Origin of the sequence: Neobacillus drentensis, from assembly GCF_036962765.1 — a bacterium.
Taxonomy (GTDB): domain Bacteria; phylum Bacillota; class Bacilli; order Bacillales; family Cytobacillaceae; genus Neobacillus; species Neobacillus drentensis_C.
In genome coordinates this window covers 1,825-18,116 of the sequence record NZ_JBALOS010000157.1, presented here as the reverse complement: position 1 = coordinate 18,116, position 16,292 = coordinate 1,825, and the positions used below count along the sequence as shown (strand labels likewise).

Annotated in this window: 12 protein-coding genes; 10 read left to right on the top strand and 2 right to left on the bottom strand. The window is 40.5% G+C overall.

What is annotated here, in order from left to right; all coding sequences use genetic code 11:
* The 9 genes from V7137_RS19360 to V7137_RS19320 all read left to right on the top strand — a co-directional run.
* The coding region (locus V7137_RS19360; protein WP_335699586.1) for a kinase/pyrophosphorylase at positions 1–334 on the top strand (334 nt) is incomplete at its 5' end.
* A 2-nt stretch (positions 335–336) separates the two neighbouring features.
* Complete coding sequence (ppdK, locus tag V7137_RS19355; protein ID WP_335699585.1) at positions 337–3,006, top strand: pyruvate, phosphate dikinase; 2,670 nt, start codon at positions 337–339, stop codon at positions 3,004–3,006.
* A 162-nt stretch (positions 3,007–3,168) separates the two neighbouring features.
* On the top strand, positions 3,169–3,360 hold the full coding sequence (locus V7137_RS19350) for a YbxH family protein (protein ID WP_335699584.1): 192 nt from the start codon (positions 3,169–3,171) through the stop codon (positions 3,358–3,360).
* A 77-nt stretch (positions 3,361–3,437) separates the two neighbouring features.
* Positions 3,438–6,008 carry a DEAD/DEAH box helicase gene (locus V7137_RS19345; protein ID WP_335699583.1) on the top strand — a complete coding sequence of 857 codons (2,571 nt, stop codon included), beginning with the start codon at positions 3,438–3,440 and terminating at the stop codon, positions 6,006–6,008.
* 119 nt (positions 6,009–6,127) lie between these two features.
* The gene (locus tag V7137_RS19340; RefSeq protein ID WP_335699582.1) at positions 6,128–7,477 is read left to right on the top strand and encodes a 3' terminal RNA ribose 2'-O-methyltransferase Hen1; all 1,350 of its coding nucleotides are present in this window, start codon (positions 6,128–6,130) and stop codon (positions 7,475–7,477) included.
* Positions 7,474–10,068: a polynucleotide kinase-phosphatase gene (locus V7137_RS19335; protein ID WP_335699581.1), complete on the top strand. Its 2,595-nt coding sequence runs from the start codon at positions 7,474–7,476 to the stop codon at positions 10,066–10,068. Before V7137_RS19340 ends, V7137_RS19335 begins: the two co-directional genes overlap by 4 nt.
* Before the next feature lie 99 nt (positions 10,069–10,167).
* Positions 10,168–11,442: a glycosyl hydrolase family 18 protein gene (locus V7137_RS19330; RefSeq protein ID WP_335699580.1), complete on the top strand. Its 1,275-nt coding sequence runs from the start codon at positions 10,168–10,170 to the stop codon at positions 11,440–11,442.
* 235 nt (positions 11,443–11,677) lie between these two features.
* Positions 11,678–13,147, top strand: coding sequence for a D-alanyl-D-alanine carboxypeptidase/D-alanyl-D-alanine endopeptidase (gene dacB, locus V7137_RS19325; RefSeq protein ID WP_335699579.1), 1,470 nt, complete (start codon positions 11,678–11,680; stop codon positions 13,145–13,147).
* A gap of 64 nt (positions 13,148–13,211) precedes the next feature.
* On the top strand, positions 13,212–13,475 hold the full coding sequence (locus V7137_RS19320) for a hypothetical protein (protein ID WP_335699578.1): 264 nt from the start codon (positions 13,212–13,214) through the stop codon (positions 13,473–13,475).
* 51 nt (positions 13,476–13,526) lie between these two features.
* Here V7137_RS19320 and V7137_RS19315 read toward each other — a convergent pair whose 3' ends face one another.
* Both V7137_RS19315 and V7137_RS19310 read right to left on the bottom strand, forming a co-directional pair.
* Positions 13,527–14,249 (bottom strand): hypothetical protein, encoded by a 723-nt coding sequence (locus tag V7137_RS19315; RefSeq protein WP_335699577.1) that lies wholly within the window; start codon positions 14,247–14,249, stop codon positions 13,527–13,529.
* Positions 14,250–14,433: 184 nt separating this feature from the next.
* The gene (locus tag V7137_RS19310; protein WP_335699576.1) at positions 14,434–14,907 is read right to left on the bottom strand and encodes an SRPBCC family protein; all 474 of its coding nucleotides are present in this window, start codon (positions 14,905–14,907) and stop codon (positions 14,434–14,436) included.
* 369 nt (positions 14,908–15,276) lie between these two features.
* Between V7137_RS19310 and V7137_RS19305 the strand changes: the two genes are divergently transcribed.
* Positions 15,277–15,999, top strand: a complete 723-nt coding sequence (locus V7137_RS19305) for a DsbA family oxidoreductase (protein WP_335699575.1) — start codon at positions 15,277–15,279, stop codon at positions 15,997–15,999.
* Positions 16,000–16,292 lie beyond the last annotated feature (293 nt).

The following is a 16,292-nucleotide window of genomic DNA, read 5'->3' as shown; positions in this document are numbered from 1 at the left end:
GTACTTAGCACATAAACGCTTTAAAGTGGCAAATGTTCCACTGGTTCCTGAGGTGGCACCGCCTGAAGAATTGTTCAAAATACCACGCAAAAATTGTATTGGATTAATTATTTCACCAGATAAACTAAACGAAATTCGCAAAGAACGACTAAAGGCAATGGGGTTAGGCTCACAAGCCAATTATGCAAGTTTTAAGCGAATACTTGATGAACTTGATCATGCTGAAAAAGTAATGAAGCGAGTTGGATGTCCTGTCATTGATGTCTCAAATAAAGCAATAGAAGAAACTGCTGGATTAATTTTAGACGTTTTAAAAAAGGAGAGGGGCTTATAAAAATGGAAAAATTCGTTTATTTATTTCATGAAGGAAATGGCAATATGAAAGGTTTACTTGGGGGAAAAGGGGCAAATCTGGCGGAAATGACACGGATTGGTTTACCCGTTCCTTATGGTTTTACCATCTCGACACAAGCCTGTAATGCATTCTATGAAGCTAGCAAAACGATTCCAACCATTGTTGAGGTCCAAACATTGGAAGCCCTCGCTCGACTTGAGGAGAAAATGGGTAAAAAACTGGGTGACCCCAAAAATCCATTGCTCGTTTCTGTGCGTTCAGGTTCTGTCTTCTCTATGCCAGGTATGATGGATACGATCTTAAATCTCGGAATGAATGATGAAACTGTCGTCGGAATGGCAGATTTAACGAATAATCCGCGCTTTGCATATGATTCATACCGCCGCTTCATTCAAATGTTTAGTAATGTTGTCCTTAATATTGATACCTACTATTTCGAACAATTATTAGAAGAATTCCGTGAGCAAAAGGGATATTTTACAGACCCGGAAATGAGTGCAGACGATTGGAAAGAAGTCATTAGCGGCTATAAAGGTATCGTTAAAAAGCATACAAGAAAGGATTTTCCTCAGGATCCAAAAGAGCAGCTATTTCTTGCCATCCATGCCGTCTTTAACTCTTGGAATAATCAGCGTGCGATTGTCTATCGCCGCCTTAATAAAATTGCCGACCATTTAGGCACAGCTGTAAATATCCAAAGCATGGTGTTCGGCAACATGGGGAACGATTCAGGCACTGGTGTAGCCTTCACTAGAAATCCTTCCACTGGTGAGCATGTCCTTTACGGCGAGTATCTCATCAATGCCCAAGGAGAAGATGTGGTAGCTGGGATTCGGACACCACAGCCAATCGCCACGTTAAAAGAGGAGATGCCTGGCGTCTATAAGCAGTTTACAGAAACCTGCCAGAAGCTAGAACAACATTATGAAGAAATGCAAGACATTGAATTCACGGTGGAACGCGGTAAGTTATTCATCCTGCAAACTCGTCATGGTAAAAGAACAGCGCAAGCGGCTATCCGCATTGCCGTTGAAATGGTTGAGGAAGGGATCATTGATAAAAAGACTGCGCTGCTACGTGTCGATCCTGACCAATTAAATCAACTGCTCCATCGTCGTATTGACGACAAATTTGTTAAAACAGTGTTAGCAAAGGGCTTACCTGCCTCACCAGGTGCTGCCACAGGTCAAGTTGTATTTGATGCCGATGAAGCCGAACAGCTAAGCAATGATGGCAAAAAAGTAATCCTTGTTCGTCCGGAAACAACACCTGATGATATCCATGGAATCGTAGCATCCCAAGCGATTTTGACAAGCCGTGGCGGGATGACGAGCCACGCTGCTGTTGTTGCACGCGGAATGGGAAAAGCTTGTATTTGCGGATGTGAAGCCTTGAAAATAGATTTGAAAGCCAAACAATTTACAATTGGGGATACACTCGTTAATTATGGAGATATCATAACCATTGATGGCTCAACGGGTGAAATCATGCTAGGTGAAATTCCAATGATTGACCCTGAACTCTCGGATGAATTCCAGTTGTTGTTAGCATGGGCAGACCAAGAGCGGAAACTAGGTGTCCGAGCCAACGCCGATAACCCGGAGGATGCAAGAAAAGCCTTCGAATTTGGGGCTGGAGGTATTGGATTATGCCGTACGGAACATATGTTCATGGACTTGAAACGGATTCCGATTGTCCAAAAAATGATTCTTGCTGATAATTATAATGAACGAATGGAAGCTCTGAACCAGCTTCTACCAATGCAGCAAGGAGATTTTGAAGGAATCTTCGAAGCCATGCAAGGATTACCTGTTACCATCCGTTTGCTTGATCCGCCGTTACATGAATTTTTACCAGATAAAGAAGAATTGCTCGTAGAAGTGACAAAACTTCAAATCTTGGATCCGCAATCACCTGAACTGAAGAAAAAAGAGCAATTACTGAAAAAAGTTCGTCAATTAGACGAGTTTAATCCAATGCTTGGCCATCGTGGCTGCCGTCTTGGAATGATTTATCCTGAGATTTATGAGATGCAAGCAAAAGCCATTTTCTACGCAGCTGCCACGCTCGCTGAAAAAGGAATGGAAGTGCAGCCGGAAATTATGATTCCTTTAGTTGGGCATGTGAATGAGTTAAAGGATATGCGCAAATTGGTGATTGATGCGGCCTTACTCGTCCAAGAGGAAACAGGAAAGAACTTCAAATACACGATTGGAACCATGATTGAAATTCCACGTGCCGCTTTGACTGCTGACAAAATTGCGGAGGAAGCTGATTTCTTCTCCTTTGGTACCAATGATTTAACACAAACAACTTTTGGATACAGCCGTGACGATGCCGAAGGAAAGTTCTTGCAAGCCTATATTGAAAATAAAGTACTACCGGAAAATCCATTTGCCGTCCTCGATCAAGAAGGCGTAGGAAAACTCGTGGAAACTGGCGTTAAATTGGGCCGAGGAACAAAGCCTTCTTTAAAAACAGGAATCTGCGGCGAGCATGGCGGTGAAAAGACCTCAATTGATTTCTGCTACAGAACCGGCTTGGATTATGTCAGCTGTTCTCCATATCGTGTACCGCTCGCACGATTGGCGGCAGCACAGGCAACGATTCGCCATGAACAAAATAAAGCAGAAGTTTATACCACAGCGTAAAGAAGGGGAGGATGTGTGCAAAATGCACCATCCTCTTTTTATTTTTGGCTCTGTTAAAGCTGATTATTGATTTTTTCCCAATTGTAAATAACTATCTATATGGGATTAGTCCGCTATTTTCTGCTTATACTATAAAAAAACAGGAAAAGGGGACTCATATCAATGGGTGCTATTGAACGAAGCGGATATCGTTTTGTACCAGAATTTAGTGTCATTAACCAAAATGGAGCGATCCATGTTTATCATCGCGATAATTTTATTGAAGAAATCCAATTTCAGTTTTCAGGTAAGTATCCTGAATTGGACCAAATTGAAGACCTAGTTGATCAATACTGCAATCAACATCAACTATAAAGCCGAATAATTGTTCGGTTTTTTGTTTTTTGATAGAATGGACTTAGCAAACCATTTTTTAGAAAAGGAGGGAAATCGTGAATAAATTAACCACAATCTACCCTCAAGCGATTGAACATACAAAAATGAAAGTATATGAAGATATTAACCATTATTTCGAATCGCAGGAAACACTGTCATCCTTTGAGCAATACCTTGCGGATCGGAGCCATTATGTTGAGCAAATTTGGATCAATGTTTGGCTGAATAAGTCGACTAACGATGTTCCCCGAAATGAGAAGAAACAATTTTTAAGTGAAAAAGGTTTTGAAGTACAGGGAATTGACCGAAAGTTGATCAACAAATTGTTTAGAGATGAAATGCGAATGTATCGGCCTTTTGATGCAATGGGGTGGATTACTGAAACATTTTCAGGAAATAAAGATGTGTGGGAAAAACAATATCAAGAGGCAAAGGTCAACTTTATTAAACGAGCAGAACAAAAACAGCTCGAAGAACAAAAGCAGTTCATTAGAAGTGAAATTGAAGATACTGCCGTTGGGATTTTAGAAGAACAATATGAATCGTTCTATTTGTCACTTCGTTACTTTGTGGCAAAACAATTAGTTGCTGACTTACAAAGTAATGTGAAATTCCAATCTGTAGATACTTTTGCGCTTGAAGAAAAATTAATTGATGAAGGTCATTTTAATCCGTCAGCTTATACCACGGTTGCCAGCTTTTTTGAAGAACTAACAGGTGATATCCATAAAACGATGAATTGGGGCAGAAGCCTTTATGAATATCAAACCTATTTCTTCGTTTATGAAAGTTTAATTGGTGATTATTTGTCGGAACTTATTCCGGAAAAGATTTTAGAACAACTGTCGGATGAATTGAAGGCAGACTTCCTTACTATTTTTCATGAAAATTTAACCGTTTCCTTCGTAAAAGGCAGTATTGCACAGGTTCTTTATGATGTTGAGGGCTATTTTATTGAGGATATCCAGGCTGAATACCTATCCGATTTAATCAAGTTGGCGGAAGTTCCCTTCGATGAAACACTGCACAAGGAAATATTTGAAAAAGACCTCGAAGAGCGAGAGCTAAAAGAAAAAGAAGCACAGGAAGAATTAAAGCGGAAAAGGGAAGCGGAAGAACGGATGATGAAGGACATCTTTGCAACCGAATACGATCCTTCGCTGAAGCGTCAAATCCGCTATGTCCTTCATATTGGCGAAACGAATACAGGAAAAACACATCATGCCCTCGAAAGAATGAAAGAAGCCTATAGCGGCTTATATTTAGCGCCGCTTCGACTTTTAGCCCTTGAGGTTTTTGATAAATTGAACGCCGAGGGATTGCCGTGTTCCTTAAAAACGGGAGAAGAGGAAAAGATTACGTCTGGGGCTAATCATACGTCATGCACGGTGGAAATGTTTCATGAAAAAGAGTTTTATGAGGTAATTGTCATCGATGAAGCGCAAATGATTACCGATAAAGACCGTGGTTTCTCCTGGTATAAGGCAATTACGAAAGCCAATGCCGAAGAAGTCCATATTATTGGAAGTCGAAATTCAAAAACGATGCTGCTGCAGCTGTTGGGCAATTCGGATATTGAAATTCATGAATACAGTCGAGATACCCCACTCGAGGTCGAAACGAAGGAGTTCCATATTAAACACATTAAAAAAGGGGATGCGTTGATTTGCTTTTCACGTCGGCGCGTGCTCGAAACGGCTTCCCGACTGCAAAATGATGGCCATACCGTCAGTATGATATACGGAAGTATGCCGCCAGAAACAAGGAAAAAGCAGATTCAGCAATTTAATTCTGGAAAGACAAAAGTCATTGTTGCGACAGATGCGATTGGAATGGGATTAAACCTGCCGATCCACCGGATTGTTTTTTTAGAAAATGAAAAGTTCGATGGAATAAGACGCCGCTTGCTGACATCGCAAGAAGTGAAGCAAATTGCCGGTCGTGCAGGGCGAAAAGGAATTTACAATATTGGCAAAGTGGCTTTTACGAGTGATATCAGAAAAATGCGGAACTTGCTTTTGCAGGAGGATGAGCCTGTTCATACCTTTGCGATTGCACCAACGAATTCAGTATTTGAACGTTTTCAACGCTATTATCACGATTTAGGTACCTTTTTTGAACTTTGGGGAAAATTTGAAAGTCCAAAAGGAACAAAGAAAGCTTCGCTGGCAGAAGAAAAGTCGCTTTATCAAATGATTGCGGGGACAGAAATTGAGGCAAGGCTGCCCTTAATGGACCTTTATGGTTTTTTACATCTTCCGTTTTCAAAAAATGAGCCTATCTTAACGAGGCAATGGGAAGATACCATGTATGCTATTATCCAAGGGAGAGAACTCCCTGAACCCATAGTTAAGGAACGCAGCTTGGAAGAATTAGAACTAAGTTACAAAGCCATCGGGCTCCATCTCTTATTTTTATATCGATTGGGAGAACGAACCACAGCTATCTATTGGGAACGTCTTAGAGAAGAGGTCAGCGATAAAGTTCAGGATCGTCTGAAAACAGATATTAAAAAATTCGTAAAAAAATGCAAAAACTGCGGCAAGAAACTGCCATGGGACCATTCGTTTCCAACCTGTGAGGCCTGCTTTGCAGCGAAGACGAGAAGATATCGTTATGATGAATAGTAAGTGTAACCCGGTGTTCTAACTTGTGGAACCTGGGTTATTTTTCTATTAAAAGCAAAATAATGTAAATATGTTAAAATAAAACTAAAATTTTATCCTTTGAAAGTGAAGTGAAAAAAGTGCAACTATCATTAACCGTAAGAGGCCCAGGTGCTGAAGCCGTTTCTTACCTTTTAGCCAAAAATCCAAACAATCTCTATGAACGTGGAGAGAAAGGGTTGACCGTCCGGCTAGTCTATTCCAATTTTTCAAGTGAGGAAGTGCAGGTTTTAATTTATGTAAAAACAGACCCCATCGACTTAGTAAAAAACTCACCTGATTTTTTTGATATTACTCATTACATAAATGACCGTGAGTTTGCTGCGAGCAGTATTTTTGTTTCCTCTATTCGTAAAGCACTGGGTACCGCACTGAATGGGAAACCGGCAGAGGAATACGCTTCATGGGTTGAGCATCCCTTTGACATGGAATTAACCTTTGGTCCAATTGCCACTGATTTGAGCAATAAAGAACTTGAAGCATTATTTGCTCCGATTGGTTACACCATTAAGATTGAATATGGGGAAAGTTTCATTCGCGAAAAAAGCTCTGCCCGATTTATTACCCTATCGGGGAAACAAACACTTCAGAAAGCACTCAAACATATTTCGATTCTGATTCCGGTTATGGACAACTATAAGCATTATTTTATTGATGAAAGAGAACTGGAGAAGCTTGACCGCTACGGGGAAGGATGGTTAGAAAGCCACCCCCTAAAGGCGATGATTTTAAAACGTTCTCTACGGTTCCAAAAGATGATTTCGCAGTCAAGATTCTTTGAAAAAGAAAAGAAAACTGTGGAGAAGAAAGAGCCTCCGAAAGTTCGATTAAATGACCTTCGTTATGAAGCTATTTGTAAATATGTCGAGGCCTTGCCAAAAAAGAAAACGATTGTCGACTTAGGTGCGGGGGAAGGAAAATTATCTGTGCAGTTGGGATTTATTGAAGGGGTGCAAGATATTTTATCCATCGAACCATCGAATAAAGAACGGTTAAAGGCTTTAGCAAGATTCGACCAAGCAAAAGAGAAACGTGGATTCGTAGAACCTAAGTCATTAGCAGGATCATTATTTTATTATGATGAACGGCTTATTAAAAAGGATATTATGATTTTATGTGAAGTGATTGAACATATTGATGATTACAGGTTAGAAGGGATTTTCGAGACCATTTTTAAAGATTATCGACCAGAAGTGTTGATCATAACCACGCCTAACCAAGAATACAATGTTGTCTATGAAATGAATGAGGAATTGAGACACCATGATCATCGCTTTGAGTGGACAAGGGCAGAGTTTAGTGGGAAATTCGAAGCTTGGGCAAGTCCCTATCCTTATCAGGTACGTTTTCAAGGCATTGGCGAAGAACATCCAACTTTTGGTCACCCGACGCAGATGGCTGTCTTTACAAGAGAGGAGGGGGAACAATGACAAAAATTCATTTGCCTCATGCGGGTATCGTCTTACTTGTAGGCCCTTCCAATTCGGGTAAAACGACTTTATTAAATCAATTAATTCAAGAACAACAGGTTCTTACTTCGGAAGTGGTAAGTTCCGATCAGTTCCGTGTTTTAGTTAGCGATGTTGAATTTATTGATTGGAATCGGAGACCTAAATATGAAGCCGATGCACTTTTTAATGAATACCAACAAATTTCAAAAGAAGCTTTTGAAGCGATGGATTATATCATTGCTAAACGTTGTCGCCTCAATAAATTAACCTTTATTGATGCTACTCATTTACGTGATTATGAGCGTGAAAAATACCTGCAAATGGCAAAGAAGTATCATGTTCCGGCCATTGCAATTATGCTTAATTTGGCAGAAACTGAATTACTCCGACGCGACTTAGAGAGGGACTTCCCAAGGGGTAAAAACCGTATCAAGCAGCAATACCAACATTTTAAGAAGACGCTTCGCTCCATCAAAAAGGAAGGCTTTCGGCGCTGTTACATATTTGGTGAGGAAGAACTGCAAGTATTAAATTTGAACCGTCTTGGTAATCCATTACTAATTGATATTGGCCCTGGCATTGATTTTATTGGGGATATTCATGGCTGCTTTGAAGAGTTTCTCGAAATCTTGTCAAAGCTTGGCTATATAGAAAATGAAGAGGGTTATTTTAACCATCCGGCAGGGCGGAAGATCCTTTCACTTGGGGATGTGATGAGTAGGGGACCTCGTTCTATCGAGACGATGCAATTTTTTCAAAAGCATGTGACAGCAGGACTTGCCTATATGATTGACAGTAATCATGGTTGGAAAATCGCCCGCTGGCTTGACGGCAAGAATGTAAAGCTTGCTCATGGTGATGAAAATGTAAAGGCTGAATTTGATGAGTATGAAATTAAATTTGGTAAAGAGGAGTCCGAGCGTTTAAAGGAACAAATAAGGGACTTGCTGTTAGAGGCAAAACCCCATTACATCATCCAGAAAAATGGAGTCAACGTTGCAGTTGCAGTCCATGCAGGTATAAAGGATCATTATATCGGCAAACAATCGCCGCGGATTTCCGATTTCTGTCGATATGGAGACACGGATGGCATCGACGAAAACGGCAAACCCATCAGAAAAGATTGGTCAATGGCTCATAAGTCCAGTGAACTTATTCTTTGGGGGCATGATCCTAGACAGCAGCCATTATTGGTTAATAACACCCTCAATATTGACCAGGGAGTTGTTTTTGGTGGCAGCTTAACGGCATTTTGTTTTCCGGAAAGGAAATTTGTTTCTGTCAATGCCAAAAAGGATTATGCAAATGTTTCGGACAATCCATTGAAGGAGTGGGAAAGTAAAAGGCTTGCACCACCCAATATCGCAAAATTTTTAGAAGGATATTCTGTATTAACGGAACAGTATGGGGAGATTGCAATTTATGCGGATGGCACGAAATCCGCCTTGGATGACCTTTCCCATAACACCCTGCCGCTTGAACAGATTGTCTACCTTCCGCCGACGATGAGTCCGACACCGAAGCCGTCTAGTTTAGAGGAATATTTGGAGCACCCGTTAGAAGCGTTTGAATACTACCAGGCGAATGGCGTTGATACGATGGTGGTTGAGAAAAAGCATATGGGCAGCCGCGGCATTTTGTTTCTTTTTAAAAATAAACAAGTCGCTAATGAGTATATCGGAAGAGAAACATTAGGTTCGATTTACACGCGGACTGGGAGGGCCTTTTTCAAAAAAGATTTGGAAGATCAAATTTTACAAGTGTTACATGCTGATCTAGGTGGTTATTTTGAAAAATACAACACTGATTTTGTCTTGCTGGACGCGGAGATCCTTCCGTGGAATCTAAAAGCGAAAGAACTAATCATGAATCAATATGCACATGTGGGCGAAATGGTACTGCTCGATCGCAGCAAATTAAAGGAACATCTGCAGAAAGCGGCTGAAAACGGCAAAGATGTTGCCGGTTGGCTCGAAGAAACAGATGAAAAGATTCACAATGCTAAAGTATTTAATGAAGTGTATCAAAAGTATTGCTGGGACACGGAAGGTTTAGCGGGGATTCAAATTGCTCCTTTTCATACGCTTGCCCACAGTAACGAAACATTTTTCGATAAACCACACACGTGGCATATGGAGAAAAATAAAGAATTCAGTGTACTTTCTAAACTTTTTATGGAAACGGAATATCGGATTGTAACTGATGAGGACTCCATGAAAGAAGCGATTGGATGGTGGGAAGAGATGACGGAAGAGGGTCAAGAAGGCTTTGTCGTTAAACCGGAGTCCTTTGTGGCACGTAATAAAGGCAAGCTTCTCCAGCCGGCTATTAAAGTCAGAGGCCGTAAATACTTACATATCATCTACGGAATCGATTATTTACAACCAGAGAATCTGTCGAGGCTAAAGCAGCGAAATGCTGGCAAGAAACAACGCAATGCCTTAAAGGAATTTTCCTTAGGTGCGGAAGCGGTGAAGCGCTTTGTTGGAAGGGAGTCATTGGAGCGTTACCATGAATGTGTATTAGGGGTTCTGGCGTTGGAATCAGATCCAATTGATCCACGACTATAGATATTAAAAGACGGACTTGTCTAGCGGCAAGTTCGTTTTTCTTTGGGTAATAACTTATCATCTTCTGCCCATATGATAGAAAAGAAGGAGTGTGAGAAAATGGCTGTTCATATTGTTGCTGCTGGTGAGAATTTGTGGATGATTTCCACAAGGTATGGAGTTTCAATTCAAACGATCGTCGAGCTTAATGGGTTGCCATCAGCTAATGCACTCGCCCCGGGGCTTGCTTTATATCTTCCAGATAATCTGCCGCCACTCCGTACGTATCGAATCAAAGCCGGCGATCATATCTGGAATTTGGCACAGCAATTCAATATTGATACTGCGGCTATCCTTACGGCAAATCCAGGCATAAATCCAAATCAACTGATGATTGGCCGAATCATCAATATTCCTTCACCAATAAAAATGGATCTAACTACGCTTGGATTTTTAGTTCCATCCTCTGAAGCTGCCAATCTTGCAACCTTGGATGCTCTCGCAGAACAACTTACTTATCTTGCAGTGGTCGCTTATTCGTTTACCGAGGAAGGGTATGCTTTTAATATGGTCGAGGATACAGCCCTTATAGCAAGAAGTAATCAATTGAACATTGTCCCATTATTGATGATCCGCAATTTGGCTGGAACTGATTTCAGTGCGGAGTTAGCAGGAAGGGTACTCGAAAACACAACCTACCGTGCGAATCTAGTGGCGAGTATAGTGAATTTAACAACGCTGCGGGGATTTGGAGGCGTCAGTATTGATTTTGAATTTATTCCACCCGCTCGTCGGAACGACTTTATTTTGTTTCTTGCCGCGTTAAAAAGTAGCTTAGGCGGGTTGATTTTACAGGTAAATGTCCATGCAAAAACGGCTGATATTCCGACGAATCGGATTATTGGGGGATACGATTATGCTGGAATTAGTAATGTTGTAGATTTGGTTGCGGTGATGACCATGGATTATGGATACCCAGGGGGACCGCCTGACCCGATTGCCCCAATCACGTGGGTGGAGCAAGTTATTCAATATTCGCTCACGCAGATTAATCCTCGTAAACTACAAATTGCCTTGGCCTTGTATGGATATGACAAAGTGGTGGGGACGAATAAAACACGTGCTCTCTCTGTAAATGCGGCACAAAATCAAGCCATTTCTTTAGGCGGTCCGATTGAATTTGATCATACTTCGAAATCGCCGTGGTATCGGTATTGGTCTGGTGGAGAGGAGCATCTGGTGTGGTTTGAAGATATTCGCAGTTATATTGAAAAGTATAAATTAATGGATCTATATCATTTAGTAGGGACGACTTTTTGGCAAATCAGTTTGCCGGCACCACAGAATTGGTCTTATCTTAGTAAGAATTTTAATGTGGTGAAGAGAATAGTATAAAATTACACTGTGGTTTTCGGGGGATTTTTGCTTTTGTGCCATTTTGAGATAGTTTTGTGTCATTATTACTACCTTTTGTGCGGTTTTTGAGGTGCTTTGTGCCATTTTCAAAGGGTTTTGTGTAATTAGACATAATTTGGAAATTTAGCGGTTGTCCAATTAGAAATAACATCGATGATAGTATTTGTTATTTTCGGACAAACTCTTAGGAAAAAGGAAAGGCTGGAGCCAAAGCTTGATTAACAAACTTAAATATTTCACACTTATCTTCATTATCGTGCTTACCCCATTAGTTCCTTCTATGAAAGTAAATGCCATTTACGGCAACGAAAACATGATCCAGCAGATGAATCAACTACTCAATCATGAACCGGCATTAAAAGGGGCAATTGTTGGGATCAGTATCCGTTCCTCGACCGATGGAAAAATTATTTATACCCATCATGGGGATGTCCGCTTACGACCCGCTTCCAACATGAAACTATTAACGGCAGCTGCCGCCCTAAAAATACTTGGGGAAGACTACACCTTTACGACGGAAATACGTACAGATGGTTTGATAAAAAAGAAAACACTATATGGAAATATGTATTTAAAAGGAAAGGGCGACCCAACCTTATTGAAATTGGATTTTGATAAAATGGCTCTAGAAATCCAAAAGCTAGGAATCAAAAAAATAAACGGAAATCTTGTTGGCGATGATACTTGGTATGATGATGTCCGCTACTCACTCGATCTGCCTTGGAGTGACGAAACGACCCATTACGGGGCACAGATTTCCGCACTCACCGCCTCGCCGACGAGAGACTTTGATGCTGGATCGGTCAAGGTACAGGTGCAGCCTGGAACAAGGCAAGGCGATAAGCCGATTGTGAAAATGACCCCAAAGACGAATTATTTAAAAATAATCAACCACGCCGAAACAGTTTCAGAAGAAGGGAAAAAGAATATTACCATTGAGCGGAAACACGCTAAAAACACCATCATCATCGAAGGAACAATCCCGCTGAAAGCAAAACCAGAAAAAGATTGGATCGGTGTCTGGGACCCAACAAGATATGCCTTGGCCCTATGGAAACAATCATTACAAGAACACGGGATTACCGTGAAGGGAAAACTAACAACGGGAATGGTGCCTGACACCGCAAAAATGTTAACGACCCATCAATCGATGCCATTGTCTGAGCTCTTGGTTCCTTTTATGAAACTGAGCAATAACGTCCATGCCGAAATTTTAATTAAGGAAATGGGCCGAGTCGTGCAAGGGGAAGGCAGCTGGGAAAAAGGCCTGAAGGTATTAAAAACAGAGATAGTCAGATTTGGTGTTAACCCTAAAACATTGGTACTCCGGGATGGTTCGGGAGTTTCCCACGTTGATTTGATTCCTGCTAACCAACTAACGCAACTGCTATTTGCCGTTCAAAAAGAAAAGTGGTTTCAGAGCTATCTTCATTCATTACCGGTCGCTGGCGCAAATGAGAAGATGGTAGGCGGTACCTTAAGAAATCGGTTAAAGGATCCAGTTGTCAGAGGAAAAGTGAAAGCCAAAACAGGAACCATCTCAACGGTGAGTTCCATCTCAGGATATGTTAAAACAAAAAGTGGCCAAACCTTCATTTTTTCCATTTTGCTAAATAGCTTAATGGAAGATTCAAAAGGAAAAAAGGTGGAGGACCAACTTCTTACTATAATAGCCAATCAATAACCCGCGCATCTATAAAAACAAAAAATGTGTGGGCTTACTTACATCCAGTTCAATTGTAAAATGAATGTCTCAAAATATGGAGAGCAGCCTGATCAATTTAGCCGATATCCATGTATCCGATATAATGAATTACGAGAAAGAATATCCGATAGAGATCGTTCCAAAAGAGATTAATATTTTTGAGGTTGAAAATATTTTCGAAAAAGCACATAAGAAGAAACGGAAAATAGAAGGAGTCATCATCACTGAAAATGGGAAAGGGGACGATGCTCCCCTTGGCATGATTACAGCCTGGGATCTCATTCAAATGGATTACACTTTGGAGTGAGAAAAAGGAGCAACCTATTGGTTTGCTCCCTTTGTATTTTATAGATTATGTTTAAAATTCAAACTCGCTTAATTGGTCCATATGGGAGGCAATCATGGCGATTATGGTAGTTGCTTCTTCCTTGCTAAATATAAAATGGGACTCATCTCTGATTAATTCATCATCTGTTGTCCATATCCGATTGACACGTTTGAGGACCCCGTCCCCAGTGGCTTGCACCAATCCGAATTGATAGGTCACTTCGACTTCATCTTCATGTTTGAAGGCTGTTACCTCCGGTGTGGACCATTCCACATCAATTTCCTCAAAGATGTCGTCACTGTTGACTTGTTCTGTTTCATAAAACTCTTCTTCATCATCATCATCCACATAAACGGTTTCGATCACATCATCATCATAGACCTCGGGAGCCTGAAGATAGACCCCATCATCTGTATAGTGATCATCGCCGTTCATGTAATCATGCAGACTGGCATGGACTTCCTCGACAATGTCTTCTATGTCTGAAAGGATGACCTTCGCTGTATGTCCGGTATCCACATCGAAGGTATCGATGTAAAATTCCTCATTTTGAGGATCAAAGAACAACGAGCAAAAATAATCACGCTCTAGTTCTTCGGTATCAACATCTGCGGTATCGACATAAAACTCAATCCTCGGATGTTTGGCAGCTCTTTCAATTGTCATTTGACCAACCTGATCATATTCTTCACAAATAGATTCCAGGTGTTCTTGCAGTTCTCCACATACTCTGTCAAACCATTCTAACGACATCAAACATCCCATCCTTTCATAGTTAATCAAGGTTATTATTACCAGATTTGAAAAATATATGTCTTTTCATATAACATGGAAGGAATAAAAAAATAAAATAAATGGTAGGAAAGCAAGAAACGTCCACAAGCGCTTTACATGTGGACGTTTCTTTTGAAATATAGACGTTAAGGTATTGCCAAGACTATTTAACAAGTACTTTGGTATTTTCGTATTCTTCTTCCGCTACTTTTTTAACTCTCTCACAAAACTGAACGACGATCTTGTCGCTTGCGAAGAATAAAAATAATTTGAGGAAGCCTTTTAGCGGTTTGTTCGTACAGGTGTATGTAAAAAGAGTTTTCTGTTCATTGATTGCGGATAATTCATACAAAGCGGTGATCTCAAACATTTTTGCCAGCGTAAAGCCCACTTTCAATTTCTTATTAGCAGGAGTATTCACATATTCTAATGTCTCAACATCATACTCCTCAATTCGTTTTCCTTCTTTATATTTTTGGCGATAGATGCTTCCCACGCCTTCCTTCGTCACTTTTACAGCTTGATGATCCAAGACTTGCGGCATTATTTTTTGCATATCCTCAAGTGCTCCATCTAGCAATTTCCATACCTGATCAATAGAAGCATTGATTTCAATTTCCTTCATCCACTCTTTCAACCATCATCACCTCGTGCTCATTTTTTGTATTTAAATTATTATTCTATATGGGATGAAAAATATCCTATTCTTTCCTCCAATTATGCCGAGAACGGTACTTTTTTCACATGGGTTGATGAGTTATTGCTATAAAACCTAAGGAACCATAAGAGAAAAAAAACATCATTGCTGGGATTATGTATTTCAGAAGGAAGATTTCGTGCCCAGTTTCTTTTACGATAAAAACCACCATTTTTAGAATTCAAAGAATATAGTTAATTTTACCTTCTTTTCAGGTGAAATCAACCAATTTTTCAATGAGCATCTTGGATTGGTTTTCACTCGCCTTGTGTTACTATATAAATTATTCGAAGAAAACGAGGTGTCGATATGAAAATTGAAGTTTGGTCTGATTATGTATGTCCGTTTTGTTATATAGGGAAACGCCGATTAGAATTGGCTTTAGAGCAATTCCCCCACAAGGATCAAGTAGAAGTAGAATTCAAAAGCTTCGAACTTGACCCTAATTCTCCTAAAAATATCAGTCAAAATATTCATGAAGTTTTGGCAGGAAAATATGGTATGAGTGTTGAACAAGCGAAACAAGCAAATCAAGGGGTGGGGCAGCAAGCAGCCACTGTTGGGTTGAATTTTAATTTCGATGAAATGAAGCCGACGAATACCTTTGATGCTCATAGGTTGGCCAAGTTTGCACAAACACAAGGGAAAGAAGCGGTGGTCTCAGAAAAGCTTCTTCAGGCCTATTTTACAGACTCAGAGCATATTGGGGATATTGAAACGCTAGCTGATATTGCTGAAGCGGCAGGTTTAAATCGACAAGAAGTATTGAATGTCCTTCATGATAAAAATGCGTTTGCGGCTGATGTCCGCCAAGATGAATCTCTTGCCCAGCAGTATGGGGTTCGTGGTGTACCGTACTTTGTTATTAATCAAAAATATGCAATTTCAGGTGCCCAACCGACAGAGACCTTTATGGGAGCATTGCAAAAAGTATGGGAGGAAGAGTCTCCGGTACACGTACTGCAAGATCTATCCACCGAGGAAGATGTTAGCTGTGCAGATGGCAGTTGTGCTATTCCTGAAAAAAAGTAGATATTTATCCATAAATAATGATGGGAAAGGAAACTTAGTTTCCTTTCCCATTTGTTTTTTAAAGGACTATTAGCGTCTGCGGACTCTCAAATTCCACATGTTGCCGCCTTCCCAACAACGATTGATTAGAGTATTGCCACGAGTATCTCTACGCCATCCTGTCCATTTGCAGCGTCTTGAAGTTCTTCTTCTTGAAGTTCTTCTTCTTGAAGTATTTCTTCTCGAGGTATTTCGGCGTGATGTATTACGATTTCTGGAAGTCGTCCGGTTTCTTGAAGTCATCCGATTTCTGG

Excerpts from the sequence above, each read along its gene's own strand:
- ppdK (WP_335699585.1), top strand. The coding sequence starts at position 337 with ATGGAAAAATTCGTTTATTTATTTCATGAAGGAAATGGCAATATGAAA.
- V7137_RS19350 (WP_335699584.1), top strand. The coding sequence starts at position 3,169 with ATGGGTGCTATTGAACGAAGCGGATATCGTTTTGTACCAGAATTTAGT.
- V7137_RS19335 (WP_335699581.1), top strand. The coding sequence starts at position 7,474 with ATGACAAAAATTCATTTGCCTCATGCGGGTATCGTCTTACTTGTAGGC.
- V7137_RS19330 (WP_335699580.1), top strand. The coding sequence starts at position 10,168 with ATGGCTGTTCATATTGTTGCTGCTGGTGAGAATTTGTGGATGATTTCC.
- V7137_RS19320 (WP_335699578.1), top strand. The coding sequence starts at position 13,212 with ATGTCTCAAAATATGGAGAGCAGCCTGATCAATTTAGCCGATATCCAT.
- V7137_RS19315 (WP_335699577.1), bottom strand. The coding sequence starts at position 14,249 with ATGTCGTTAGAATGGTTTGACAGAGTATGTGGAGAACTGCAAGAACAC.
- V7137_RS19305 (WP_335699575.1), top strand. The coding sequence starts at position 15,277 with ATGAAAATTGAAGTTTGGTCTGATTATGTATGTCCGTTTTGTTATATA.